The 19,333-nt window shown below is 66.5% G+C and carries 16 protein-coding genes; 6 read left to right on the top strand and 10 right to left on the bottom strand.

The features are described 5' to 3' along the window. Positions 1-391 precede the first annotated feature (391 nt). Entirely contained in the window at positions 392-1,639 is a 1,248-nt protein-coding gene (locus tag FHY04_RS01710; protein ID WP_183935185.1) for a PDZ domain-containing protein, read from the top strand. Beyond that, the gene (locus FHY04_RS01705) at positions 1,639-3,165 is read left to right on the top strand and encodes a hypothetical protein (protein WP_183935184.1); all 1,527 of its coding nucleotides are present in this window, start codon (positions 1,639-1,641) and stop codon (positions 3,163-3,165) included. Before FHY04_RS01710 ends, FHY04_RS01705 begins: the two co-directional genes overlap by 1 nt. On the opposite strand, the gene FHY04_RS01700 is transcribed toward FHY04_RS01705, so the two are convergent. Both FHY04_RS01700 and FHY04_RS01695 read right to left on the bottom strand, forming a co-directional pair. Beyond that, the gene (locus tag FHY04_RS01700; RefSeq protein WP_183935183.1) at positions 3,117-4,700 is read right to left on the bottom strand and encodes an amidase; all 1,584 of its coding nucleotides are present in this window, start codon (positions 4,698-4,700) and stop codon (positions 3,117-3,119) included. The two genes, FHY04_RS01705 and FHY04_RS01700, sit on opposite strands and share 49 nt — an antisense overlap. Positions 4,701-4,763: 63 nt before the next feature. Further along, the gene (locus FHY04_RS01695) at positions 4,764-5,591 is read right to left on the bottom strand and encodes a ferredoxin--NADP reductase (RefSeq protein WP_037530558.1); all 828 of its coding nucleotides are present in this window, start codon (positions 5,589-5,591) and stop codon (positions 4,764-4,766) included. Between the two features lie 306 nt (positions 5,592-5,897). Between FHY04_RS01695 and uvrB the strand changes: the two genes are divergently transcribed. Next, positions 5,898-8,096: an excinuclease ABC subunit UvrB gene (uvrB, locus tag FHY04_RS01690; RefSeq protein WP_031395810.1), complete on the top strand. Its 2,199-nt coding sequence runs from the start codon at positions 5,898-5,900 to the stop codon at positions 8,094-8,096. 161 nt (positions 8,097-8,257) lie between these two features. Here the strand turns inward: uvrB and FHY04_RS01685 are convergent, their stop codons facing one another. After that, positions 8,258-8,635 carry a PRC-barrel domain-containing protein gene (locus FHY04_RS01685; protein ID WP_031395809.1) on the bottom strand — a complete coding sequence of 126 codons (378 nt, stop codon included), beginning with the start codon at positions 8,633-8,635 and terminating at the stop codon, positions 8,258-8,260. Between the two features lie 117 nt (positions 8,636-8,752). Here FHY04_RS01685 and FHY04_RS01680 point away from each other — a divergent pair, with 117 nt between their 5' ends. Next, positions 8,753-9,301: a hypothetical protein gene (locus tag FHY04_RS01680; protein WP_183935182.1), complete on the top strand. Its 549-nt coding sequence runs from the start codon at positions 8,753-8,755 to the stop codon at positions 9,299-9,301. A gap of 561 nt (positions 9,302-9,862) precedes the next feature. On the opposite strand, the gene FHY04_RS01675 is transcribed toward FHY04_RS01680, so the two are convergent. From FHY04_RS01675 to FHY04_RS01665, 3 genes are all read right to left on the bottom strand, one after another. After that, positions 9,863-10,393, bottom strand: coding sequence for a DUF2501 domain-containing protein (locus FHY04_RS01675; protein ID WP_183935181.1), 531 nt, complete (start codon positions 10,391-10,393; stop codon positions 9,863-9,865). A gap of 71 nt (positions 10,394-10,464) precedes the next feature. Continuing rightward, the gene (locus FHY04_RS01670) at positions 10,465-11,982 is read right to left on the bottom strand and encodes a fumarate hydratase (RefSeq protein ID WP_183935180.1); all 1,518 of its coding nucleotides are present in this window, start codon (positions 11,980-11,982) and stop codon (positions 10,465-10,467) included. A 207-nt stretch (positions 11,983-12,189) separates the two neighbouring features. Further along, complete coding sequence (locus FHY04_RS01665) at positions 12,190-12,939, bottom strand: hypothetical protein (protein WP_183935179.1); 750 nt, start codon at positions 12,937-12,939, stop codon at positions 12,190-12,192. Between the two features lie 204 nt (positions 12,940-13,143). Between FHY04_RS01665 and FHY04_RS01660 the strand changes: the two genes are divergently transcribed. Next, a complete protein-coding gene (locus FHY04_RS01660) occupies positions 13,144-13,845 on the top strand; it encodes an NAD-dependent deacylase (RefSeq protein WP_183935178.1) in 702 nt (233 codons plus the stop codon). Here FHY04_RS01660 and lgt read toward each other — a convergent pair whose 3' ends face one another. The 4 genes from lgt to lepB form a co-directional block, all read right to left on the bottom strand. Beyond that, complete coding sequence (gene lgt, locus FHY04_RS01655) at positions 13,846-14,676, bottom strand: prolipoprotein diacylglyceryl transferase (RefSeq protein WP_183935177.1); 831 nt, start codon at positions 14,674-14,676, stop codon at positions 13,846-13,848. A 316-nt stretch (positions 14,677-14,992) separates the two neighbouring features. After that, positions 14,993-15,910: a GTPase Era gene (era, locus tag FHY04_RS01650; protein WP_311723250.1), complete on the bottom strand. Its 918-nt coding sequence runs from the start codon at positions 15,908-15,910 to the stop codon at positions 14,993-14,995. Between the two features lie 234 nt (positions 15,911-16,144). Continuing rightward, positions 16,145-16,807 (bottom strand): ribonuclease III, encoded by a 663-nt coding sequence (gene rnc, locus FHY04_RS01645; protein WP_031440039.1) that lies wholly within the window; start codon positions 16,805-16,807, stop codon positions 16,145-16,147. Continuing rightward, positions 16,804-17,613 (bottom strand): signal peptidase I, encoded by an 810-nt coding sequence (lepB, locus tag FHY04_RS01640; RefSeq protein ID WP_031395171.1) that lies wholly within the window; start codon positions 17,611-17,613, stop codon positions 16,804-16,806. Before lepB ends, rnc begins: the two co-directional genes overlap by 4 nt. Positions 17,614-17,780: 167 nt before the next feature. Here lepB and pgi point away from each other — a divergent pair, with 167 nt between their 5' ends. Then, complete coding sequence (gene pgi / locus FHY04_RS01635) at positions 17,781-19,271, top strand: glucose-6-phosphate isomerase (RefSeq protein WP_183935176.1); 1,491 nt, start codon at positions 17,781-17,783, stop codon at positions 19,269-19,271. The last annotated feature ends 62 nt before the right edge of the window (positions 19,272-19,333 follow it).

Here is a 19,333-nt window from a genome sequence, read left to right as displayed (position 1 = left end):
AAGATGTTTCGCGTGGTTTTGAGTTGTACGGTTGATAAAACGCGAATGCCGACACGTTGCCGCAGGGATCGATCTTTTCCAGATCAATTCGGAGATGTATCTGTCGCCCTTGAAGCCTTGAAAGGGTCGAGCGTCTCGGAACCAGACGCAGCAATGATCAGAGATAAGGGTCTTCGGCTACAAGTCGTTTTGTATATTGATGATCCTGCAAAGTCGTTGGATCGCTCTAATCCGTGGAGCATTCCGACCCCTGCTCCTCCACCTGATCCGTCATCCCTGTGAGCCGCGAAGTCGAACCGTAACGGAGGGCAGCTTTCCACCACAAGCCGCCTGCTCGACCCTGCGCACGCGCAGCTTGTAAGGCCCCGCCAACGCGCTAGGGACGATTCACATGCGTTTGCTTATTCTCGCCATCGTCCCGCTGTTGGCGGCCCTAAGCATCGCGACGCGGCAGCCGGCATCGCAGGCCGCGGCCGCGCCCATCCAGGCGAGCTCTACCCCAAGCACCTCGCCCGCCGATCGCGACCAGGGCGTTGCCCGGCTCGCCGCCGATACCGAGACGCGCTGGGTGTCCTTCGACCTGACGCCGGGCAACCAGATCCGGTTCGCGATGCAGATCGACGGGCGCAGCATCACCGCGATCCTCGATACGGGGGTCAGTTATACGTTGCTCGCAGACACCTCCCCCGCGGTCGTCCGGCGCGCGCTGAAGCCCGGCGGGCGGGCGAGCGCGATCGGCGGGCCGGTTGCGCTGCGCTGGATGCCGACGCGGTCGATCGTGCTCGGCGGCCTGACGCGCAGCGGCGGCGGTGTCAGTGTCGCCGCCCTCCCCGCGCTCGCGACCGGCAGCGCGACGGCGGTCGACCTGCTGGTCGGACGCGACCTGCTCGCCGCGCACGCGCTCGACATCGATTATGCCGCGCGCCGCTTCCGGCTGATCCCGACCGGGCGGCTGCCGTTCGCGGGCGAGACCGCGCCGCTGACGATCTCGTCCGATCGGCGCGTCTATGAAAGCGCGATCCGCATCGGCACGCACGCGCTGGCGCCGATCGTCGTCGATACCGGCGACGGATCGGCGATCACCGTGACCGCGGCGGGCTGGCGCCGTGCCGCGCCGCCGGGGCTGCCGACCACCACCGCGATCGCCTATGGGCTCGGCGGCTCGGTCGTCAGCGGCCTCGCGATCGCCCCCGAGATCCGGGTCGGTACGCTCGTCGCGCGAGACACCGAGGTGCGGATCGAGCCCGAGGCGGGCTTTTCACAGTCGATCGGCGCCGCCGGGCGGCTCGGCTCGGGGTTTCTCCAGCATTATCGCGTGCTGCTCGACCCGAGCGCGGCGCGGATGGTCCTGCGCCGCGGCGACGTCGCCGATCCCCGCCCCATCCGATCGACCAGCGGTCTGCTGATGGGGGTCGAAAGCAACCGGCTGAAGGTCCTGCACGTGATGCGCGGCGGCCCGGCCGAGGCGACCGGGTGGCAGGTCGGCGACCTGATCTGTTCGATCGACGGCCAGCCCATTCCCCGCGACTATCCGACCAGCCCGCTGGCGGACTGGACCATCCGCCCGCCCGGCAGCGTCGTCCGACTCGGGCTGTGCGACGGGACGACGCGCACGCTAACGCTCAGGACTTTCTACTGATGACATCGTCCACGACTGCATCGTCCGGATCCCGCTGGACGCCCGCGCTGATCCTGCTGCTGATCGCGCTGGCGATCCGCGCCTGGGATTTCGGCAATCCGGTGATTGCCGTCGACGAGCAATATTATCTGCTGGTCGGCGACCGGATGCTGCACGGCGCGATTCCCTTTGTCGACATCTGGGATCGCAAGCCGATCGGGCTGTTCCTGCTGTTCGCGGCGATCCGCCTGCTCCCCGGCGACGGGATCCTCGCCTATCAGCTCGTCGCGACCGGCTGCGCCTGGCTGACTGCGGTCCTCGTTCATCACGGCGCGATGCGGACCGGCGCGACGCGGCGTGGTGCGCTGGCGGCGGGGGCGACCTATCTGGCCGGGCTGTCGCTGCTCAGCGGCGGCGGCGGGCAGGCGCCGGTCTTCTACAATCTGCCGATCGCGATCGCCGCGCTGCTGACCTTCCGCCTGCCCGCACTCGCGGCGGCGAACGACCGCCGCGCGATCGTGCGTGGCGGCGCACTGGCCTGCCTGCTCGCAGGAATCGCGATCCAGATGAAATACACGCCCGCCTTCGAGGGCGCGTTCTTCGGGCTGGCGCATCTCTGGTTCCACCGCCGCACCGGCGCGCCGGTCTCAGCGACGCTGGGTGCGGCGCTGCTGTGGATCGCCGTCGGGCTCGTGCCGTCGCTCGCCGCGCTCGGCTGGTACACCGCGCATGGCCTGTTCGCGACCTTCTGGTTCGCCAACGTCACCTCGATCTTCCTTCGCCCCGGCTATCCGCTCGAGCAGGTGGTGATGCGACTGCTCGGCATCCTCGTCCAGCTGCTGCCGCTGATCGCCGCCGCGGCGATCACCTGGCATCGCCGCGCGCATCTCGGGACCGACCGTGCGGTCGCGCGGCTCGCCTTTGGCTGGCTGATCGCAGCGTCGCTCGGCTTCCTCGCGATCGGTACCTTCTTCGATCATTACGGCCTGCCGCTGGTCGCCCCGCTGGCGATCGCCGCCGCGCCCGCGCTGTCACGCCATGCCAAGCTGCTCGCGATCGCGCTGATCGTCCCCTTCACGATCCTCGCTGTCGAACGCATCGTCCGCCGCGACGACGCCCCCGGCGCCTATGCGCTGGCCCGCATCGTCCAGGCGAACAGCGGCGACGAATGCCCCTATGTGTTCCGCGGCGACACCGTCACCTATCTGCTCGCGCGGACCTGTGTGCCGACGCCCTATGCCTTTCCCAACCTGCTCAGCCTGTCGACCGAGCAGGGCGCGACCGGGATCGACGAGGCGGCCGAGGTGCGCCGCATCCTAGCTAACCGTCCGCCGGTGATCGTCACCTCGACGCGCCGCCTGTCGATCTGGAACGTCGGCAGCCTGCGCGCGCTGAAGGCGACGCTCGCGAGCGACTATCGCCTCGTCTTCACCACGCGCCGGCTGAAGGATCGCAGCGCCATCTATCTGCGCAACGACCGCGTGTTCGTCGCCCCCGATCAGCGGGCCCCGTCGAGTCCGGTGCCCACCGCCGCCGACGGCAGGTAACGCGGCGCGGTCCGCGCGTTGGCCCGCTGTTCATAGGCATAGCCCGCGTTCAGCACCGTGCCGTCGCCGTAGCGCGTCGCGATGAACGACAGCCCGACCGGCAGCCCGCGGACCAGCCCCATCGGCACGGTCAGGTTGGGATAGCCGGCGACCGCGGGCAGTTCGCTCGCGCTCGGCCCGCCATATTGGTCGCCGTACACTGGCTCGCTGAGCCAGGCGGGACCATAGGTCGGCTCGACCAGCACCGTCGCCCGTGCGGTCTTCAGCATCGCGTCGATCCCCTCCGCGCCCGCCAGCCGCAGCGATTTCGTACGTGCCGCCTTATAGGCCGGGTCGTCGAGCCCGCGGGTCTTGGCCGCCGCCTCGAACGTCTCCTGCGCGAAGAACGGCATCTCCGTTGCTGCATTGGCGCGGTTGAACGCGATCACCTGATCGAGCGTCCGGGTCCGCACCGCCGCCGGGGTGGTCGCGAGATAGGTGTCGAGATCGGCCTTCAGCTCGGTCTGGAGCACCAGCAGCTCCGCCTCGCCGATCCCGTCGAGCTTGGGCTGCTTGACCTCGACGAGCACCGCGCCCGCGGCCTTGAGAACGCCCAGCGCGACCTCGTACCGCGCCGCGACGTCCGCGGTCATCTCGGGCCGGACGACCCCGATCCGCAACCCCGAGAGTGCGCTGGTCGACAGGGCGGCGGCATAGTCGCGCTTGTACGCGCCTGCCCCCGCGGTCGCGGCATCCGCCGGATCCGCCGCGATCATCGCCGAGAACATCGTCGCCACGTCGCGCACGCTGCGCGCCATCGGCCCGGGCGTGTCCTGGCTATGGCTGATCGGCACGACATGCGTCCGGCTGACCAGCCCGATCGTCGGCTTCAGCCCGACCAGCCCGTTGATCGATGACGGGCACACGACCGAGCCATCGGTTTCGGTGCCGATCGCGGCCGCAGCAAAGCTCGCCGCGATCGCCGCGCCCGACCCGCTCGACGATCCGCACGCGGTCCGGTCGAGCGCATAGGGATTGCGGACCAGCCCGCCGACCGCGCTCCACCCGCTCATCGACCGGGTCGAGCGGATGTTCGCCCATTCGCTGAGGTTGGTCTTGCCGAGGATCACCGCCCCCGCCGCGCGCAGCTGCGCGACCACGGGCGCGTCGCGGCGCGTCATATTGTCCTTGAGCGCCAGGCTGCCCGCGGTGGTCGGCATCGCGTCGGCGGTCTCGACATTGTCCTTGATCAGCACCGGCACGCCGTGCAGCGGTCCGCGCACCCGCCCTGCCCGACGCTCCGCGTCGAGCGCCTTGGCCTGGGCCAGCGCGTCGGGATTGAGCGCGATCACGCTGCGCAGCGTCGGCCCCTTGCGGTCCATCGCCGCGATCCGCGCGAGATACGCCCGGACCAGATCGACGCTGCTTGCCATCCCCGCCGTCATGCTCGCCTGAAGCTGATCGATCGAGCGTTCCTCGACCGCGACGGTCTTTGCCACCGCCGCCATTGGCATGGCGGCGGTGGCAAGCAGGATCCCCGTGATAATCTGGCGCATTTTCAGTCCCCCTTTGGCCTGACGCTATCGGGGATCGGGCGGCGCGCCAAGCGCCCTGCCGGGTCAGCCGACGAAGGCGCGCTCGATCACGAACGTACCGGGCTTGGAATTCGCGCCCTCCTCGAAGCCCTGCGCCTCGAGCATCACCGCGAACTCCTTGATCATCTCGGTCGATCCGCACAGCATCGCGCGGTCGGTCTCGGGGTTCAGCTTCTGGTCGCCGCGCACCGGATGGCCGAACAGCGACGCGTCCTCGATCAGCGCACCGATCCGCCGCGTGGTGCGGAACGGCTCGCGCGTGACGGTCGGGATGTAGTGGAACTGCGTGGCCGCCTCCTCGGCGATCAGCGGGTCCTCGGCGAGCAAGGCGACCATCTCGTCATGATAGGCAAGGTCGCTGACGCGGCGCACGCTGTGCACGACGATGACCTGCTCATAGGCCGAATAGACATCAGGATCGCGCATCAGGCTGAGGAAGGGGGCAAGGCCGGTGCCCGTCGAGAACATGAACAACCGCTTGCCCGGGAGCAGCGCGTCGAGCACCAAAGTGCCGGTCGGCTTCTTGCCCAGATACACCTCGTCGCCGGGCTGGATCAGCTGGAGCTTCGACGTCAGCGGACCGTCCTCGACCTTGATCGAGAGGAATTCGAGCTCTTCCGAATAATGCGGGCTCGCGATCGAATAGGCGCGCATGATCGGCTTGCCGCCCTCTTGCGGAAGGCCGATCATCACGAATTCGCCCGAGCGGAAGCGGAAGGTCGACGGGCGCTCGATCGCGAAACTAAACAGATGCTCGTTCCAGTGGCGCACCCACAGAACCTTGGCGTTAAGGAACGCGGGGGTCTCCGGGATGAGCACGGGCGCGCGGGTTTCGAGGGTTTCGGCGGTCATGCGTCTATTCCTTGGCCGCGCGGAGTCGCGCCGGCGGGTCGATGGCTTGCGAAACGGTCGCATTATGGATGCGCGTGCAGTGGGTCAACATTAGCAAAGCTTGGGGCCGCACAATGCTCGCCGCAATAGAACGTCCGTCATTCCCGCGCAGGCGGGAATCCATACTGGCAGCGCTCTTCCTTAAAATGCTGGCGGCGTAAGCTATGGATCCCCGGCTTCGCGGGGATCACGGGCGGTTTGCGGATTGACGAATGCCGGCAATGGCGGCGTTGTCGTCGTGCCACCTGTTCCCCATATTCCCCCTCGATGGCCATACAGATCCGCACCAGCCTCGCCGAGCCCGAAACCGGCGACACCTTCGTCCCGCACCGCCCGACCGCGCGCCCCGCAAAGGTCGAGGGTGGCAAGCGGTTCAAGCTCGTAAGCGACTATGCGCCTGCGGGCGACCAGCCGACCGCGATCGCCGAACTCGTCTCGGCGATCGGCGAGGGCGAGAAGGATCAGGTGCTGCTGGGCGTCACCGGCTCGGGAAAGACCTTCACGATGGCGAGCGTGATCGAGCGCGTGCAGCGCCCCGCGCTGATCCTCGCGCCGAACAAGATCCTTGCGGCGCAGCTCTACGGCGAGATGAAGTCGTTCTTCCCCGACAACGCGGTCGAATATTTCGTCAGCTATTACGATTATTACCAGCCCGAGGCGTATGTCGCGCGGTCGGACACCTATATCGAGAAGGAATCCTCGACCAACGAGTCGATCGACCGGATGCGGCATTCGGCGACGCGCGCGCTGCTCGAACGCGACGACGTGATCATCGTCGCGTCGGTATCGTGCCTGTACGGCATCGGCTCGGTCGAGACCTATTCGGCGATGATCTTCGACCTGAAAAAGGGCACGACGGTCGACCAGCGCGAGATCGTGCGCAAGCTCGTCGCGCTGCAGTACAAGCGCAACGACGCGGCGTTCCAGCGCGGCAATTTCCGCGTGAAGGGCGACACGCTCGAGATCTTCCCGTCGCATTACGAGGACAGCGCGTGGCGCATCTCGTTCTTCGGCGACGATATCGAGGAGATCACCGAGTTCGACCCGCTGACCGGCAAGAAGGTCGCGTCGCTCAACTCGGTGCGCGTCTATGCGAACTCGCACTACGTGACCCCCGGCCCGACGCTGAAACAGGCGGGCGAGGCGATCAAGCACGAGCTGGCCGAGCGGCTGAAGGAACTGGTGCTCGAGGGCAAGCTGCTCGAGGCGCAGCGGCTGGAGCAGCGGACGAACTTCGATTTGGAGATGATCGCGGCAACCGGCAGCTGCGCGGGAATCGAGAATTACAGCCGCTTCCTCACCGGTCGGATGCCGGGCGAGCCGCCGCCCACGCTGTTCGAATATCTGCCCGACAACGCGCTGCTGTTCGTCGATGAGAGCCACGTCACGATCGGCCAGATCAACGGCATGTCGCGCGGCGATCACCGCCGCAAGCTGACGCTGGCCGAATATGGCTTCCGCCTTCCCTCGGCAATCGACAACCGGCCGCTCAGGTTCAACGAATGGGACGCGATGCGCCCGCCAACGACCTATGTCTCGGCGACTCCCGGCAGCTGGGAGATGGAGCAGACCGGCGGCGTGTTCGCCGAACAGGTCATCCGCCCGACCGGGCTGATCGATCCGCCCGTCGAGATCAAGCCGGTCGAGGAGCAGGTGCAGGACCTGATCGTCGAGGTCGGGAAGACCACCGCGCTTGGATACCGTACGCTCGTCACCACGCTGACCAAGCGGATGGCGGAGGATCTGACCGAATATATGCACGAGGCGGGGATCAAGGTCCGCTACATGCACAGCGACGTCGAGACGCTGGAGCGTATCGAGCTGATCCGCGACCTGAGGCTTGGCGTGTACGACGTGCTGATCGGCATCAACCTGTTGCGCGAGGGGTTGGACATTCCCGAATGCGGGCTGGTCGCGATCCTCGATGCGGACAAGGAGGGCTTCCTGCGGTCCGAGACCTCGCTGATCCAGACGATCGGTCGCGCGGCGCGTAACGTCGACGGGCGCGTAATCCTGTACGCCGATCGTGTCACCGGTTCGATGGAGCGCGCGATGAACGAGACGGCGCGGCGCCGCGAGAAGCAGGTCGCGTACAACACCGAACACGGCATCACGCCGACGACGATCCGCCGCAACATCGGCGACATCATTGCGCACGTCGCCAGCCAGGATCAGGTCACCGTTCCGATCGACGAGGACCGCCCGCACATGGTCGGGCATAACCTGCGCGCCTATATCGAGGATCTTGAGAAGCAGATGCGCAAGGCGGCCTCCGATCTCGAATTCGAGACCGCCGGGCGGCTGCGAGACGAGATCCGGCAGCTGGAGAACGAGGAGCTCGGCCTGCCGGTTGACCAGCAGAAGGCGCCGGTCATGGGCCGTTCGAACGAGGGCAAGCCAGGCACGCGGAAAACGCGCTACGGGAAGAGCCAGAAAATGCGGATGGGTGGCTCTCGGTCTCGCTGAGCCCGCTCATGGCTTTGGTCGTGAGGGTTGGGGCCGATAACCCTGGATCCTGACTTTCGTCAGGATGACAGGGGAGAGGGACGGCGGATTTAAAGCACTCCGTCATCCTGACGAAAGTCAGGATCCAGAGCCACACAAACCGCCCCTTCCCCGCATCAGCGTTACCCGACGACGAGATCCTCGCTGCTCGACCCGTAATAGCTCGCTACCCGGTCGGCATAGGCCTGGTCGAAGACCGGCGCGTTGTTCGACCAGCTCGGGCCGCCCTCAAGCACGCGCTTGTCGATCGTCACCACATACAGGTCACGCACCGCGTCGAACTGAAGCAGCGCGAACGGCAGTGGGTAGAAGCTCTTGCCCATGCCCAGGAATCCGCCGAGGCTCAGCACGGCATGCGTCGCGCGCCCGGTACCCTTGTGCACCATGAAAGCATAGACCGTCCCGACCGCGTCGCCGTCGCGGCTCTCGACCTTCATCGTCCCCGAAATATTAGCCTGCACGAGCAGCTGGGTTGGGGTCTGGGCAACGGTATCGGACATGGATCGTCTCCTGATTTACAGTGTTCCGTCGCTGAACCGGTAGCAGCGTGCGCCGGTTCCCACGCGATCGCCGTCCTCGCGCCTTGAGCGGCCGCCGGGCGTGCCGCATAGCGGGTCATGCGCGCCCACACCCCTATCGCCGCCGGCTGGCCCATCGCCGCCGGCCTCGCCACGCTGACGCTGATCGCCGGTTGCGTCGCGCCGCCGCGCGCCGAACCGCCGCCGCCGCCACCGCGCGTGGAGGCGCCCGCCCCCGCACCACGCCCCGCCCCGCTCGCGGCGGATTGGCGCGACTGGCCCTATACGCCGGGAAGCTGGACCTATCGCCGCGATCCGCGCGGATCGGTGGCGAGTTTCGGAGCGCAGGCGGCGCTGCCCGCGCTGACACTCCAGTGCGATACCGGCACGCGGCAAATCCATCTGTCGCGTACTGCGGCGGCGGCCACGCCGATGACGATCCGCACGTCGAGCGTCACGCGCGCCCTGTCGGTTCAGCCCGGCAATACGCCCGGCACCGTGACGGCGACGCTGCCGGCCAGCGATCCGCTGCTCGAGGCGATGGGGTTCAGCCGCGGTCGGTTCGTGATCGACCAGCAGGGCCAGCCTGCCCTCGTCATCCCCTCATGGGCGGAGATCGAACGCGTGACCGAGGATTGTCGCGGGTAAGGGCGGGCATCTTCCCAGCGTGCCGCACAGCCTTTGAGGATTGCGCGAAATCTTCTGCAAAACAAGACTTGTATCAACAGGGCACCCGGCACACATTGCGGTTGCGGTCAGGCTTGGCCGCGTTTTTTCAACAAGCGAAAGGAGGTGATCCGATGTCTCATGGTTCAGCAGTGAGTTCGGTTCGGTTCGTTCGGGGGACGCGCTACTGATATCCGACGGCATGTGCGGGAGGTATCGCCCTCCAATCAACGCGCATGGCACAGGATGAGGTGGTACGCATGGTCCTCCGGGCTGGAGCTCTCCGGCCGCTGACCATGTCAGGAGGTTGTCGGGTCGTCGTGAGACGCCCCGACAACCTCTTTTCATTTCCGGGTGTTTTTGTTTGGAGGATGTGGACGTGGCCCCGCATCTTTAAGAGAACGGTCCTCCCCCAACCCACACCGTCATCCTGACGAAAGTCAGGATCCAGATCCACGCAGGTTGCCCCTAATTACCCTGGATCCTGACTTTCGTCAGGATGACGGGACGGGCGACGGCTAGCCGCCCTAGCGCACGCGCCGGTTACAGAAACGCCTTGGCCCGGTTGAGCACGAGGCTGCACATCTTCGTCTTCACCTGTCCGCCGAGATTGTCGAGCGACAGCCCCTGACCGTTCGGCGCCTGAAGCTCCCCCGCCTGTCCCGCTGCAAAGCCAGGCGACGTCCGCACGCCCTGCCGCCCGGTCAACCGCTGCAGGATCGACTGCGCGCCCGCTGCCTGGCCCGTCGCAGGAGCCTGGGGCGCCGTTTGCCGCCCGGTCAACGCGCCAAGTGCCCCGCCCTGACCGAGCAGGTTGTTCTTGAGGCAATAGCCGAGCAGACCTGCCGCATTGCCCGCACCGATCGAACCGATGCCCGACGCGCCACCGCCAAGCAGGCCGCCCAATCCGCCACCCAGTCCGCCGCCGAGCCCGCCAAGACTGTCACCCAGGCTACCGAGGCCCCCGCTGGACGTACGGGGCGCGGGCGCGGGTGCCCCGCTCTGGGCAACGGCGCTCGTCGTCATCAATGTTGCGACCGCGATCGCGACGACGGGGTTGGCGGGCTTGAACATACGAAACTCCTCTGGTTCGCAAGCTCAACGGAAGGGCCGCCCTCCCCGTTCCACGTCATCAGGACGAGCGGTCACGCCGGCGCGAGCAACCGCTCCCGCGCGATCTTCTCGCGCCAGACGAGTGGCGCCAGCTGGTGGACGTTCTCTCCCGCCGAATCGACCGCGACGGTCACCGGGAAATCGGCGACCTCGAATTCGTAGATCGCTTCCATGCCAAGATCCTCGAAGCCGACGACCTTCGATCCCTTGATCGCGCGCGCGACGAGATAGGCCGCACCGCCGACCGCCATCAGATAGGCCGACTTCGCCTCGGCGATCGCCTTGGTCGCATCGCCGCCGCGCTCGGCCTTCCCGACCATCGCGAGCAGGCCCTGGTCGAGCATCATGCGCGTGAACTTGTCCATCCGCGTCGCGGTGGTGGGACCGGCTGGCCCGACCACCTCGTCGCCGACCGGATCGACCGGCCCGACATAATAGATCACGCGACCACGGAAATCGACGGGCAGCTCCTCGCCCCTGGCCAGCATGTCGGCGATCCGCTTGTGCGCGGCGTCGCGCCCGGTCAGCATCTTGCCGTTCAGCAGCAGCCGGTCGCCATGCTTCCACGTCTGCACGACCTCGGGAGTCAGCGTGTCGAGGTCGACCCGGATCGCGGCCTTGTCGGGCGTCCAGTTGACGTCAGGCCATTCCTCGAGCTTCGGTGCCTCCAGATACACCGGCCCCAACCCGTCGAGCACGAAATGCGCATGGCGCGTGGCGGCGCAGTTCGGGATCATCGCGACCGGCTTCGACGCGGCATGCGTCGGCCAGTCGAAGATCTTGACGTCGAGGATGGTGGAGAGCCCGCCCAGCCCTTGCGCGCCGATGCCGAGCGCGTTGACCTTGTCGTAGATCTCGATCCGCAGCGCCTCGATGTCGTTCTTCGGACCGCGTTCCTTCAGCTGCGCCATGTCGATCGCGCCCATCAGCGACTGCTTGGCGAGGATCATCGACTTTTCCGCGGTGCCGCCGATGCCGATGCCGAGCATCCCCGGCGGGCACCAGCCCGCACCCATCTGCGGGATCATCTCGAGCACCCAGTCGACGATCGAATCGCTCGGGTTCATCATCTTAAACTTCGACTTGTTCTCACTGCCGCCGCCCTTGGCAGCGACGTCGATCGAGACGGTGTTGCCGGGCACCATCTCGACATGCATCACGCTGGGCGTGTTGTCCTTGGTGTTGCGGCGCGTGAAGGCGGGATCGGCGAGGATCGAGGCGCGCAGCTTGTTCTCGGGGTTGAGATACGCCTTGCGGACGCCTTCATCGATCACCTCCTGCAAGGAGCGGGTCGAATCGAGACGGCAGTCCTGGCCCCATTTCACGAAGATCGTGACGATGCCGGTATCCTGGCAGATCGGGCGGTGGCCTTCTGCGCACATCCGGCTGTTCGTCAGGATCTGCGCGATCGCATCCTTGGCGGCGGGGCTCTGCTCGGCTTCGTACGCGACGCCCAGCGCACGGATGTAGTCCATCGGATGGTAGTAGCTGATGAACTGGAGCGCGTCGGCGACGCTTTCGATCAGGTCGGCTTCGGTGATGACGGTCATGCAGCGCCTTTACGGATACGGGTTTGCAGGCGTCTTAGCGGCGATCGGGTGATTTATGAAGATAGGGTCGGTCGGTCGATCGCCGCGCGACCCGCCACGACGTCCGCGCCTGCACGAGATCCGACGTGTAAGGTTCTCCAAACAAAAGGGGCTGGAGTGGACACATCACCACTCCAGCCCCTCAGGCTGTGATTACGGGCGGCAGCCTTACATCGGCGGCGTCAGGCCATCCTTGCCGACCGCGACGGACCTCGCCCCCGACGCGCCGGCCAAGGTGATCGCGAACAGCTTCTGGCCCTTTGCGAGGATCGAACGCTCGGCTGGCTCGAACCGGACGATCGGCGTGCCGACGGGCACGACGACTTGTGCCTTGCCGCCCTTGTACGAGATGCTGAGCTTGGTTTCGCCGGGCTTGCCCGCGCCGCCGGTTACCGTTCCGTTGGTCATCCCGCTCTGCTGATCGACGGTGCCGTTGGTCATCGCGCTCTGCCCGTCGACGGTGCCGTTGGTCATCGCACTCTGCCCATCGGCCGCGCCGCCGCCAGCGGCCGCGACCACGCCGGGAACGTCCCAGGGATAATGGCCCTCGCCGGTCCCGCGCATCGCCTCGGGGAAGATGACGAGCTCGACCGCGCGCAGTGCGTCGTCGGGGCCGGTCGTGGCGGTGCCGATGAAGTCGCCGTCCTTCAGAGTCGACAGATCGGACTTCACCACCCAGGCAACCTTGGTCTTGGCGTCGAGCGGAACGCTGACCGACTTGCCGTCATAGGTCTGGACGGTCAGCGCGTCGGCGCCGACCGCGGTGATCACGCCGCGAACGCGGGTAACGTCGGAGGCTGCGCTTGCCGCCGTGCTGGTATTGACGGTGGCAGTGTTGGCGCCGGTCGATGTCGTGTCGCCACAGCCGACAAGGACCGCGATCACGCCGCTCAACAGCATCAGTTTTTTGGTCACCATCGCATTGGATCCTTCGAATATCATGGCGCGCGGTGCCATGACGGCATCGGCGATCGTTTAGCGCGCGGCCATGAAGACATGGTCGGTTCGGTTCAACGCCGGAACCGAGCAACCGGACGCATCGCGTCGACACGGCGCGTCGATGGCGCGATATCAGCACGACTTTGGCTATCGCGGCGACAGCGCCGCCCATAGACTATGCCCATGAAGCATCTACGAAACATCGTCATTCTGACGGGCGCGGGCATCTCCGCCGAAAGCGGCATCGCGACGTTCCGCGGGCCGGGCGGCCTATGGGAAGGTCACCGGGTCGAGGATGTCTGCACCCCCGAGGCACTCGCCGCGGACCCGGAGCTGGTACACCGCTTCTACGATCTCCGTCGGGCGGCGCTGGCGACGGTCGAGCCCAATGCCGCGCACCGTGCGCTGGCGCGGCTGGACGAAGCATGGGACGGCGGATTGCTGATCGTCACGCAGAACGTCGACGACCTGCATGAGCGGGCGGGCGCGACGCGGATGCTGCATATGCACGGCGAATTGCGGTCGGCGCTGTGTGCCGTCTGCGGCGCGCGCGAGCCCTGGGCCGGCAGCTTGCCAGAGGGGTCGATATGCGGCGCGTGTGGGTCGGCGGCGCTGCGGCCCGACATCGTGTTCTTCGGCGAGATGCCGTACCAGATGGAGCGGATCGAGGCGGCACTTGCACAGGCCGATCTGTTCGTGTCGATCGGGACGTCGGGGGCGGTCTATCCGGCAGCCGGCTTCGTGCAGACCGCGGCCTATCACGGAGCCGCTACCTTGGAGCTGAACCTCGACCCCTCGATGGGGAGCGTGTTCTTCGAGGAGACGCGGATCGGCGCGGCCGGAATGCTGGTGCCAGCGTGGGTCGATGAGGTCCTGGGGCGATAGTCACGGGGCGACGCGCGCGCACTTGAACGACCGGACGTAGAACCAGATGCCGGCGCCGATCATCGGCACGCTCAGCGTCTGCCCCATCGTCAGCCCCCACCACAGATGGTCGAGCCCGGCATCGGGCTGGCGGACGAATTCGAGCAGGAAGCGCGCGGTGCCGTACAGGATCAGCCCCGCCCCGAGCAGATGGCCGGGTCGAAGCCGCGCGTCGGTGCGCCAGAACAGATAGGCCAGCACGATCATGCTGAGACCGCCCTCGAGTGCGGCTTCGTAGAGCTGGCTCGGGTGTCTGGGAATGCCGTCATGCGTGCCCGGAAAGATCACCGCCCAGGGAAGCGAGCTTGGCCGACCCCACAACTCCCCGTTCACGAAATTGGCGATCCGCACCAGCATGAGGCCGAACGGGGTTGCACACGCCACGTAATCGCACACCCGGAGCAGCGACAAACGGTGGCGCCGCGTGAACAGGACCAGGCTGACGATCACCCCCAGGAACCCGCCATGCAGCGACATGCCGCCCTGCCAGAGCTTCAGCACGTCCAGCGGCGCGCGCCAGATATCGGGCCGGTAGAACACGCAATAGCCGAGCCGACCACCGATGATGATGCCCAGCGTCAGGTAGAAGACGAGATCGTCGACATGCCCCGCCGTCATCGGCGCACCGGACCGACGGAGCATCCTCCGCAGATACCACCAGCCCATCGCGATCATCGCGATATAGCTGAGCGCGTACCATCGGATCTGGAACAGGCCGAAATCGAGCGCCACCGGCGACAGATGCAACTGGTCGTAGCGGATCGCGGACGTCGCATCGATCAGGGTCGGCATCGCGTGGTCTTCGTCCGGGTCAGCCGGTGAGGTTTACGGTAGCATCAATAGATTTCACGAGGTCGCGGGTTTGGTACAATGGGCATGAGCATGACGGAGTGCCGAGCCGAACTCTGTTCTCCCGCGAAGGCGGGAGTCCAGTCTGGGCCCCCGCCTTCGCGGGGGAACATCCTTTTGCATCGAACACTACCACCCCGGCGAAGGCCGGGGTCCAGTCGGGAAGGCCCGAGTAACGGCGCGCTGTCCGTCGTGACGCCCGTCCCCCAACTGGGCCCCGGCCTTTGCCGGGGTGGAGTGTGGTCGTCGTGGTCGCGGGTCAGTCGACCCAGTCTAGCCCGATATCACGGTACACTTCGCGGTCCTCATCCCAGCCCGGCTTAACCTTGACGTGCAGGTACAAATGCACCGGCTTGCCGGTGATCGAGGCGAGCTCGATCCGTGAGCGGGCGCCGATTTCCTTGATCCGCACGCCGCCCTTGCCGAGCACGATCGCGCGCTGCGTCGGGCGTTCGACGAGGATCTGCTGGTGGATCTCCAACGACCCGTCCTGGCGCTCGATATACTGCTCGGTCTCGATCGTGCTCGCATAGGGCAGTTCAGCGTGGAGCTGGAGATAGAGCTGCTCGCGCGTGACCTCGGACGCGAGCGCGCGCTCGGTCGAATCGGAGACCTGGTCTTCGGGATAATGCCACGGACCTTCGGGCATCGCCTTGGCGAGCTGCGTCTTGAAGTGCGCGAGGCCGTCGCCGGTGCCCGCGCTGATGAAGAACGTCTCGGCGAAGGGAAGCAGCGCGTTCAGCTTTTCTGCGTGGATCAGCAGCTTGGTCTTGTCGGCGAGATCGACCTTGTTGAGGATCAGCCAGATCGGCTCAGGTCGACCGACCAGCGACTCGACGATGGTCGTGACCTTGCCGCCGATCCCGCCCTTGGCGTCGACGACCAGCGCGATGATGTCCGACCCTTCCGCGCCGCCCCAGGCGGCGGCGACCATCGCGCGGTCGAACCGGCGCTTGGGCTCGAAGATGCCGGGGGTATCGACGAGCAGGATCTGCGTGTCGCCTTCGATCGCGACACCCATCAGCTTGGCGCGCGTGGTCTGCGCCTTGGGGCTGACGATCGCGACCTTCTGGCCAACGAGCGCGTTGACGAGCGTCGACTTGCCTGCGTTCGGAGCGCCGACGATGGCGACGAGGCCGCAATGCTTGGTATTGGGCGTGGTATTCGTTTCAGTCACATATGCTCTTTTCGAACTGGTGTTGTGCGCACCTGTACAGGGAAAACGGCTGTCCGTCATCGCGTCGCGACAAGGCAGTTTGGTTCACGCGGAGGCGCGGAGGCGCAGAGATGGTGTGGATGGGGCTCGCGCCCGCTACGATCATACGCCGCCGATTATCTCGGAGTCGTTCGGAGCGAGATCGGAGTTCCATTCGCTGCCCCCCTCCGCGACTCCGCGCAAACACAAGCCTTCTTAGCCCAGCTTCTCCAGCAACGCCTTGGCCGCCGCGGTTTCGGCCTCCTGCTTGCTCGAGCCGGTCGCCGTCGCCTCGGCGAGTTTGCCGATCGAGACCAGCATCGTGAATTTGGGCGCATGGCCGGGGCCGGTGCGCTCGACGATCGTATATTCGGGCGGCTTGCGGTTATGCGCGGCCGCCCATTCCTGAAGCGCGGACTTGGGGTGCTGCGGCGCCTTGGCACCGGCCTGGACGCGGTCACCCCATGCGCCGCGGACGAACGCACGTGCGGCGTCGAGCCCGGCCTCCTGGTACCAGGCGCCGATCAGTGCCTCCATCACGTCGCCCAGCACATTGTCGCTGTCGCTGGCGCCATCGTCGCGCGCCTGCTTGCCGAGCTTCAGATGCGCGCGCACTCCGAGCTCACGCGCCACCTCGGCGCAGACCGGGCCCGTGACGAGCGCGTTCAGCCGTTTCGACAGCGACCCCTCGGGATCGGTCGCGAACAGTTCGTACAACCATTCCGCGACGATCAGCCCCAGGACGCGGTCGCCGAGAAATTCCAGCCGCTCGTAATTCGCCTTCGCCTGGCTGCCATGCGTCAGTGCGCGTTCATAGGGTGCCAGATCGCGCGGCCGGCGACCGAATACGCCCGCCAGCCAGTCGCCGAGGTCGCTCAAAAGCCTTCCCCGATCCGCTCCCAGCGCGCGGCGCTGACCCAGGTCCAGGGTTTCAGCCATTCGGCATTGCCGTCGGTCGAGAAGAAGCTGACGACCGCCTTGCCCTCGACATTCTCGAGCGGGACATAGCCCATCCCGCTTGGTGCGGGGAACCGGCTGTCACCGCTGTCGTCGCGGTTGTCGCCCATCACGAAGATATGGCCGGCGGGCACCGTATAGACACCCGTGTCGTCGCGATCGGGCAGCTGCGCCTGGTCGAGCACGGAATAGCTGCGGCCGCCGGGCAGCGTCTCGCGGTAGCGCGGATAGCGACAGATCTGGACGCCGTCGGCGACGTCGACGAACGGCGCGCCGCATTTCTCCGCATCGAAATTGGCGGTCAGCGGGATCGTGAAGTCGGCGATCCGCGCCTTGGGGATCGCGGTGCCGTTCAGGTACAGCGTCCCCTGCCGCATCTGCACCGTCTCGCCGGGCAGGCCGATCACGCGCTTGATGACGTCGTGATCGAGCACTTCGGGGGCGCGGAAGACAACGACGTCACCGCGCGTCGGCGTGCTGCCAAAGATGCGGCCGGGGATCAGCGGCACGCCACCCGGCAGCGACCAGCGCGAATAGCCGTAGCTCCACTTCGACACGAACAGATAATCGCCGATCAACAGCCGGGGCAGCATCGATTCGGACGGAATGCTGAACGGCGCGAAGATGAAGCTGCGCAGGATCAATACGACCACCGCCAGCTTGAGCAGGAAGCGGAACGTCTCTGCGGTTTCGGATCGGGCCGGTTTGGTCTTCGCGTCTTTTGCCATGGCCGCGGGTTTGCTCAACCGGCGCGCGCCGTCAAGCATATGCAGCATCCGCCATGTCCGGAGACGATCCGGACACCCCCGGAGACCCAATCGCCTCCCGGGACGTTATGGTGTTCTTGCTCGCGTCGCCGTATCGGTGCGCACGAATTCCAAATCGGAGACTTTGCATGACCGCCGACTGGTCCAAACTCGAAGCCCTGCCCGCCGCCAAACTCACCGACCTGTTCGCCGCCGACTCTGAGCGGTTGTCCAAGCTGAGCCTCGACGTCGCAGGCATCCACTTCGACTGGTCGAAGACGCACCTGACCACGGACATGGTCAGCGCGTTCGAGGAGATGGCCAAGGCGCAGGACCTGTCGGGCAAGCGCCAGGCGATGTTCGCGGGCGAGATCGTCAACGTCACCGAAGGCCGCGCGGTCGAGCACACCGCCGAGCGCGGTGAGGGCAAGCCCGAGAGCGTCGCGATCGCACAGGCGAGCCATTCGCGGATGCGCACGCTGATCGACGCGATCGAGGCGGATGCGCTCGGCCCCGTGCGGCATATCCTGCACGTCGGCATCGGCGGGTCCGCGCTGGGGCCGCAATTGCTGGTCGACTCGCTCGGGCGCGACGACAAGCGTTATGATGTCGGGATCGTCGCCAATGTCGACGGCGTCGCGCTGGAGGACGTGTTCGAACGCTTCGATCCGGCCGCGACGTTGCTGGTGGTCGCGTCAAAGACGTTTACCACGACCGAGACGCTGATGAACGCCGAAGCGGTGCTTCAGTGGATGAACGAGCATAATGTCGAGGATCCGTACGGCCGCGTGATCGCGCTGACCGCCGCGCCCGAAAAGGCGATGGAATGGGGCGTCGACGAGACGCGGATCCTGCCGTTCGCCGAGAGCGTCGGCGGGCGCTATTCGCTGTGGTCGACGATCGGGTTCCCGGCCGCGATCGCGCTCGGCTGGGACCGTTTCGAGGAGCTGCTCGAGGGGGCGGCCGAGATGGACCGCCATTTCCGCCTCGCCGCGCTGCACGAGAATGCGCCCGCGCTCGCCGCGTTCGCCGACCTCTATTACACGCAGATCCGCCATGCCGAGACGCGCGCGACCTTCGCCTATGACGAGCGGTTGCGGCTGCTGCCGAGCTATCTCCAGCAGCTCGAGATGGAGTCGAACGGCAAGTCGGTGACGGACGACGGCCAGCCGCTCGGGCGGCCGTCGGCGGCGATCACCTGGGGTGGTGTCGGCACCGAGGCGCAGCATGCGGTGTTCCAGCTGCTCCACCAGGGCACGCATCTGGTGCCGGTCGAGTTCGTCGCGTCGATCGAGGCGGGCGATACGCTGCCCGAGGAGCATCACAAGGCGCTGTTGCTCAACGCGTTCGCACAGGGTGCCGCGCTGATGGCGGGCAAGCAGGTCGAGGATCCGGCGCGCAGCTATTCGGGTGATCGGCCGTCGTCGACGCTGCTGCTCGACGATCTGGATGCGCGCACGCTGGGCGCGCTGATCGCGTTCTACGAGCACCGCGTGTTCGTGAACGGCGTGCTGCTGGGGATCAACTCGTTCGACCAGTTCGGGGTCGAGCTGGGCAAGGAAATGGCGAAGGCCGCGGAGAAGGGCGGGCAGACGTTCGATCCTTCGACCGACGATTTGATCAAGCGCGCGTTCGGGTAAGCTGGGGGGGCGCCCTCCGTTTCCCCAACACCTGCACTTCCCCGGCGGAGGCCGGGGCCCAG

The sequence above is a fragment of the Sphingomonas sp. BK481 genome (assembly GCF_014194875.1).
Classification (GTDB): domain Bacteria; phylum Pseudomonadota; class Alphaproteobacteria; order Sphingomonadales; family Sphingomonadaceae; genus Sphingomonas; species Sphingomonas aerolata.
Note: the sequence above shows the minus strand (reverse complement) of the source record. Positions and strands in the feature narration are given on the sequence as shown.

Excerpts from the sequence above, each read along its gene's own strand:
- FHY04_RS01660 (WP_183935178.1), top strand. The coding sequence starts at position 13,144 with ATGAAGCATCTACGAAACATCGTCATTCTGACGGGCGCGGGCATCTCC.
- FHY04_RS01695 (WP_037530558.1), bottom strand. The coding sequence starts at position 5,591 with ATGACCGCCGAAACCCTCGAAACCCGCGCGCCCGTGCTCATCCCGGAG.
- FHY04_RS01665 (WP_183935179.1), bottom strand. The coding sequence starts at position 12,939 with ATGGTGACCAAAAAACTGATGCTGTTGAGCGGCGTGATCGCGGTCCTT.
- FHY04_RS01685 (WP_031395809.1), bottom strand. The coding sequence starts at position 8,635 with ATGTCCGATACCGTTGCCCAGACCCCAACCCAGCTGCTCGTGCAGGCT.
- pgi (WP_183935176.1), top strand. The coding sequence starts at position 17,781 with ATGACCGCCGACTGGTCCAAACTCGAAGCCCTGCCCGCCGCCAAACTC.
- FHY04_RS01675 (WP_183935181.1), bottom strand. The coding sequence starts at position 10,393 with ATGTTCAAGCCCGCCAACCCCGTCGTCGCGATCGCGGTCGCAACATTG.
- FHY04_RS01705 (WP_183935184.1), top strand. The coding sequence starts at position 1,639 with ATGACATCGTCCACGACTGCATCGTCCGGATCCCGCTGGACGCCCGCG.
- lgt (WP_183935177.1), bottom strand. The coding sequence starts at position 14,676 with ATGCCGACCCTGATCGATGCGACGTCCGCGATCCGCTACGACCAGTTG.
- FHY04_RS01710 (WP_183935185.1), top strand. The coding sequence starts at position 392 with ATGCGTTTGCTTATTCTCGCCATCGTCCCGCTGTTGGCGGCCCTAAGC.
- FHY04_RS01700 (WP_183935183.1), bottom strand. The coding sequence starts at position 4,700 with ATGCGCCAGATTATCACGGGGATCCTGCTTGCCACCGCCGCCATGCCA.
- FHY04_RS01670 (WP_183935180.1), bottom strand. The coding sequence starts at position 11,982 with ATGACCGTCATCACCGAAGCCGACCTGATCGAAAGCGTCGCCGACGCG.
- FHY04_RS01680 (WP_183935182.1), top strand. The coding sequence starts at position 8,753 with ATGCGCGCCCACACCCCTATCGCCGCCGGCTGGCCCATCGCCGCCGGC.
- lepB (WP_031395171.1), bottom strand. The coding sequence starts at position 17,613 with ATGGCAAAAGACGCGAAGACCAAACCGGCCCGATCCGAAACCGCAGAG.
- uvrB (WP_031395810.1), top strand. The coding sequence starts at position 5,898 with ATGGCCATACAGATCCGCACCAGCCTCGCCGAGCCCGAAACCGGCGAC.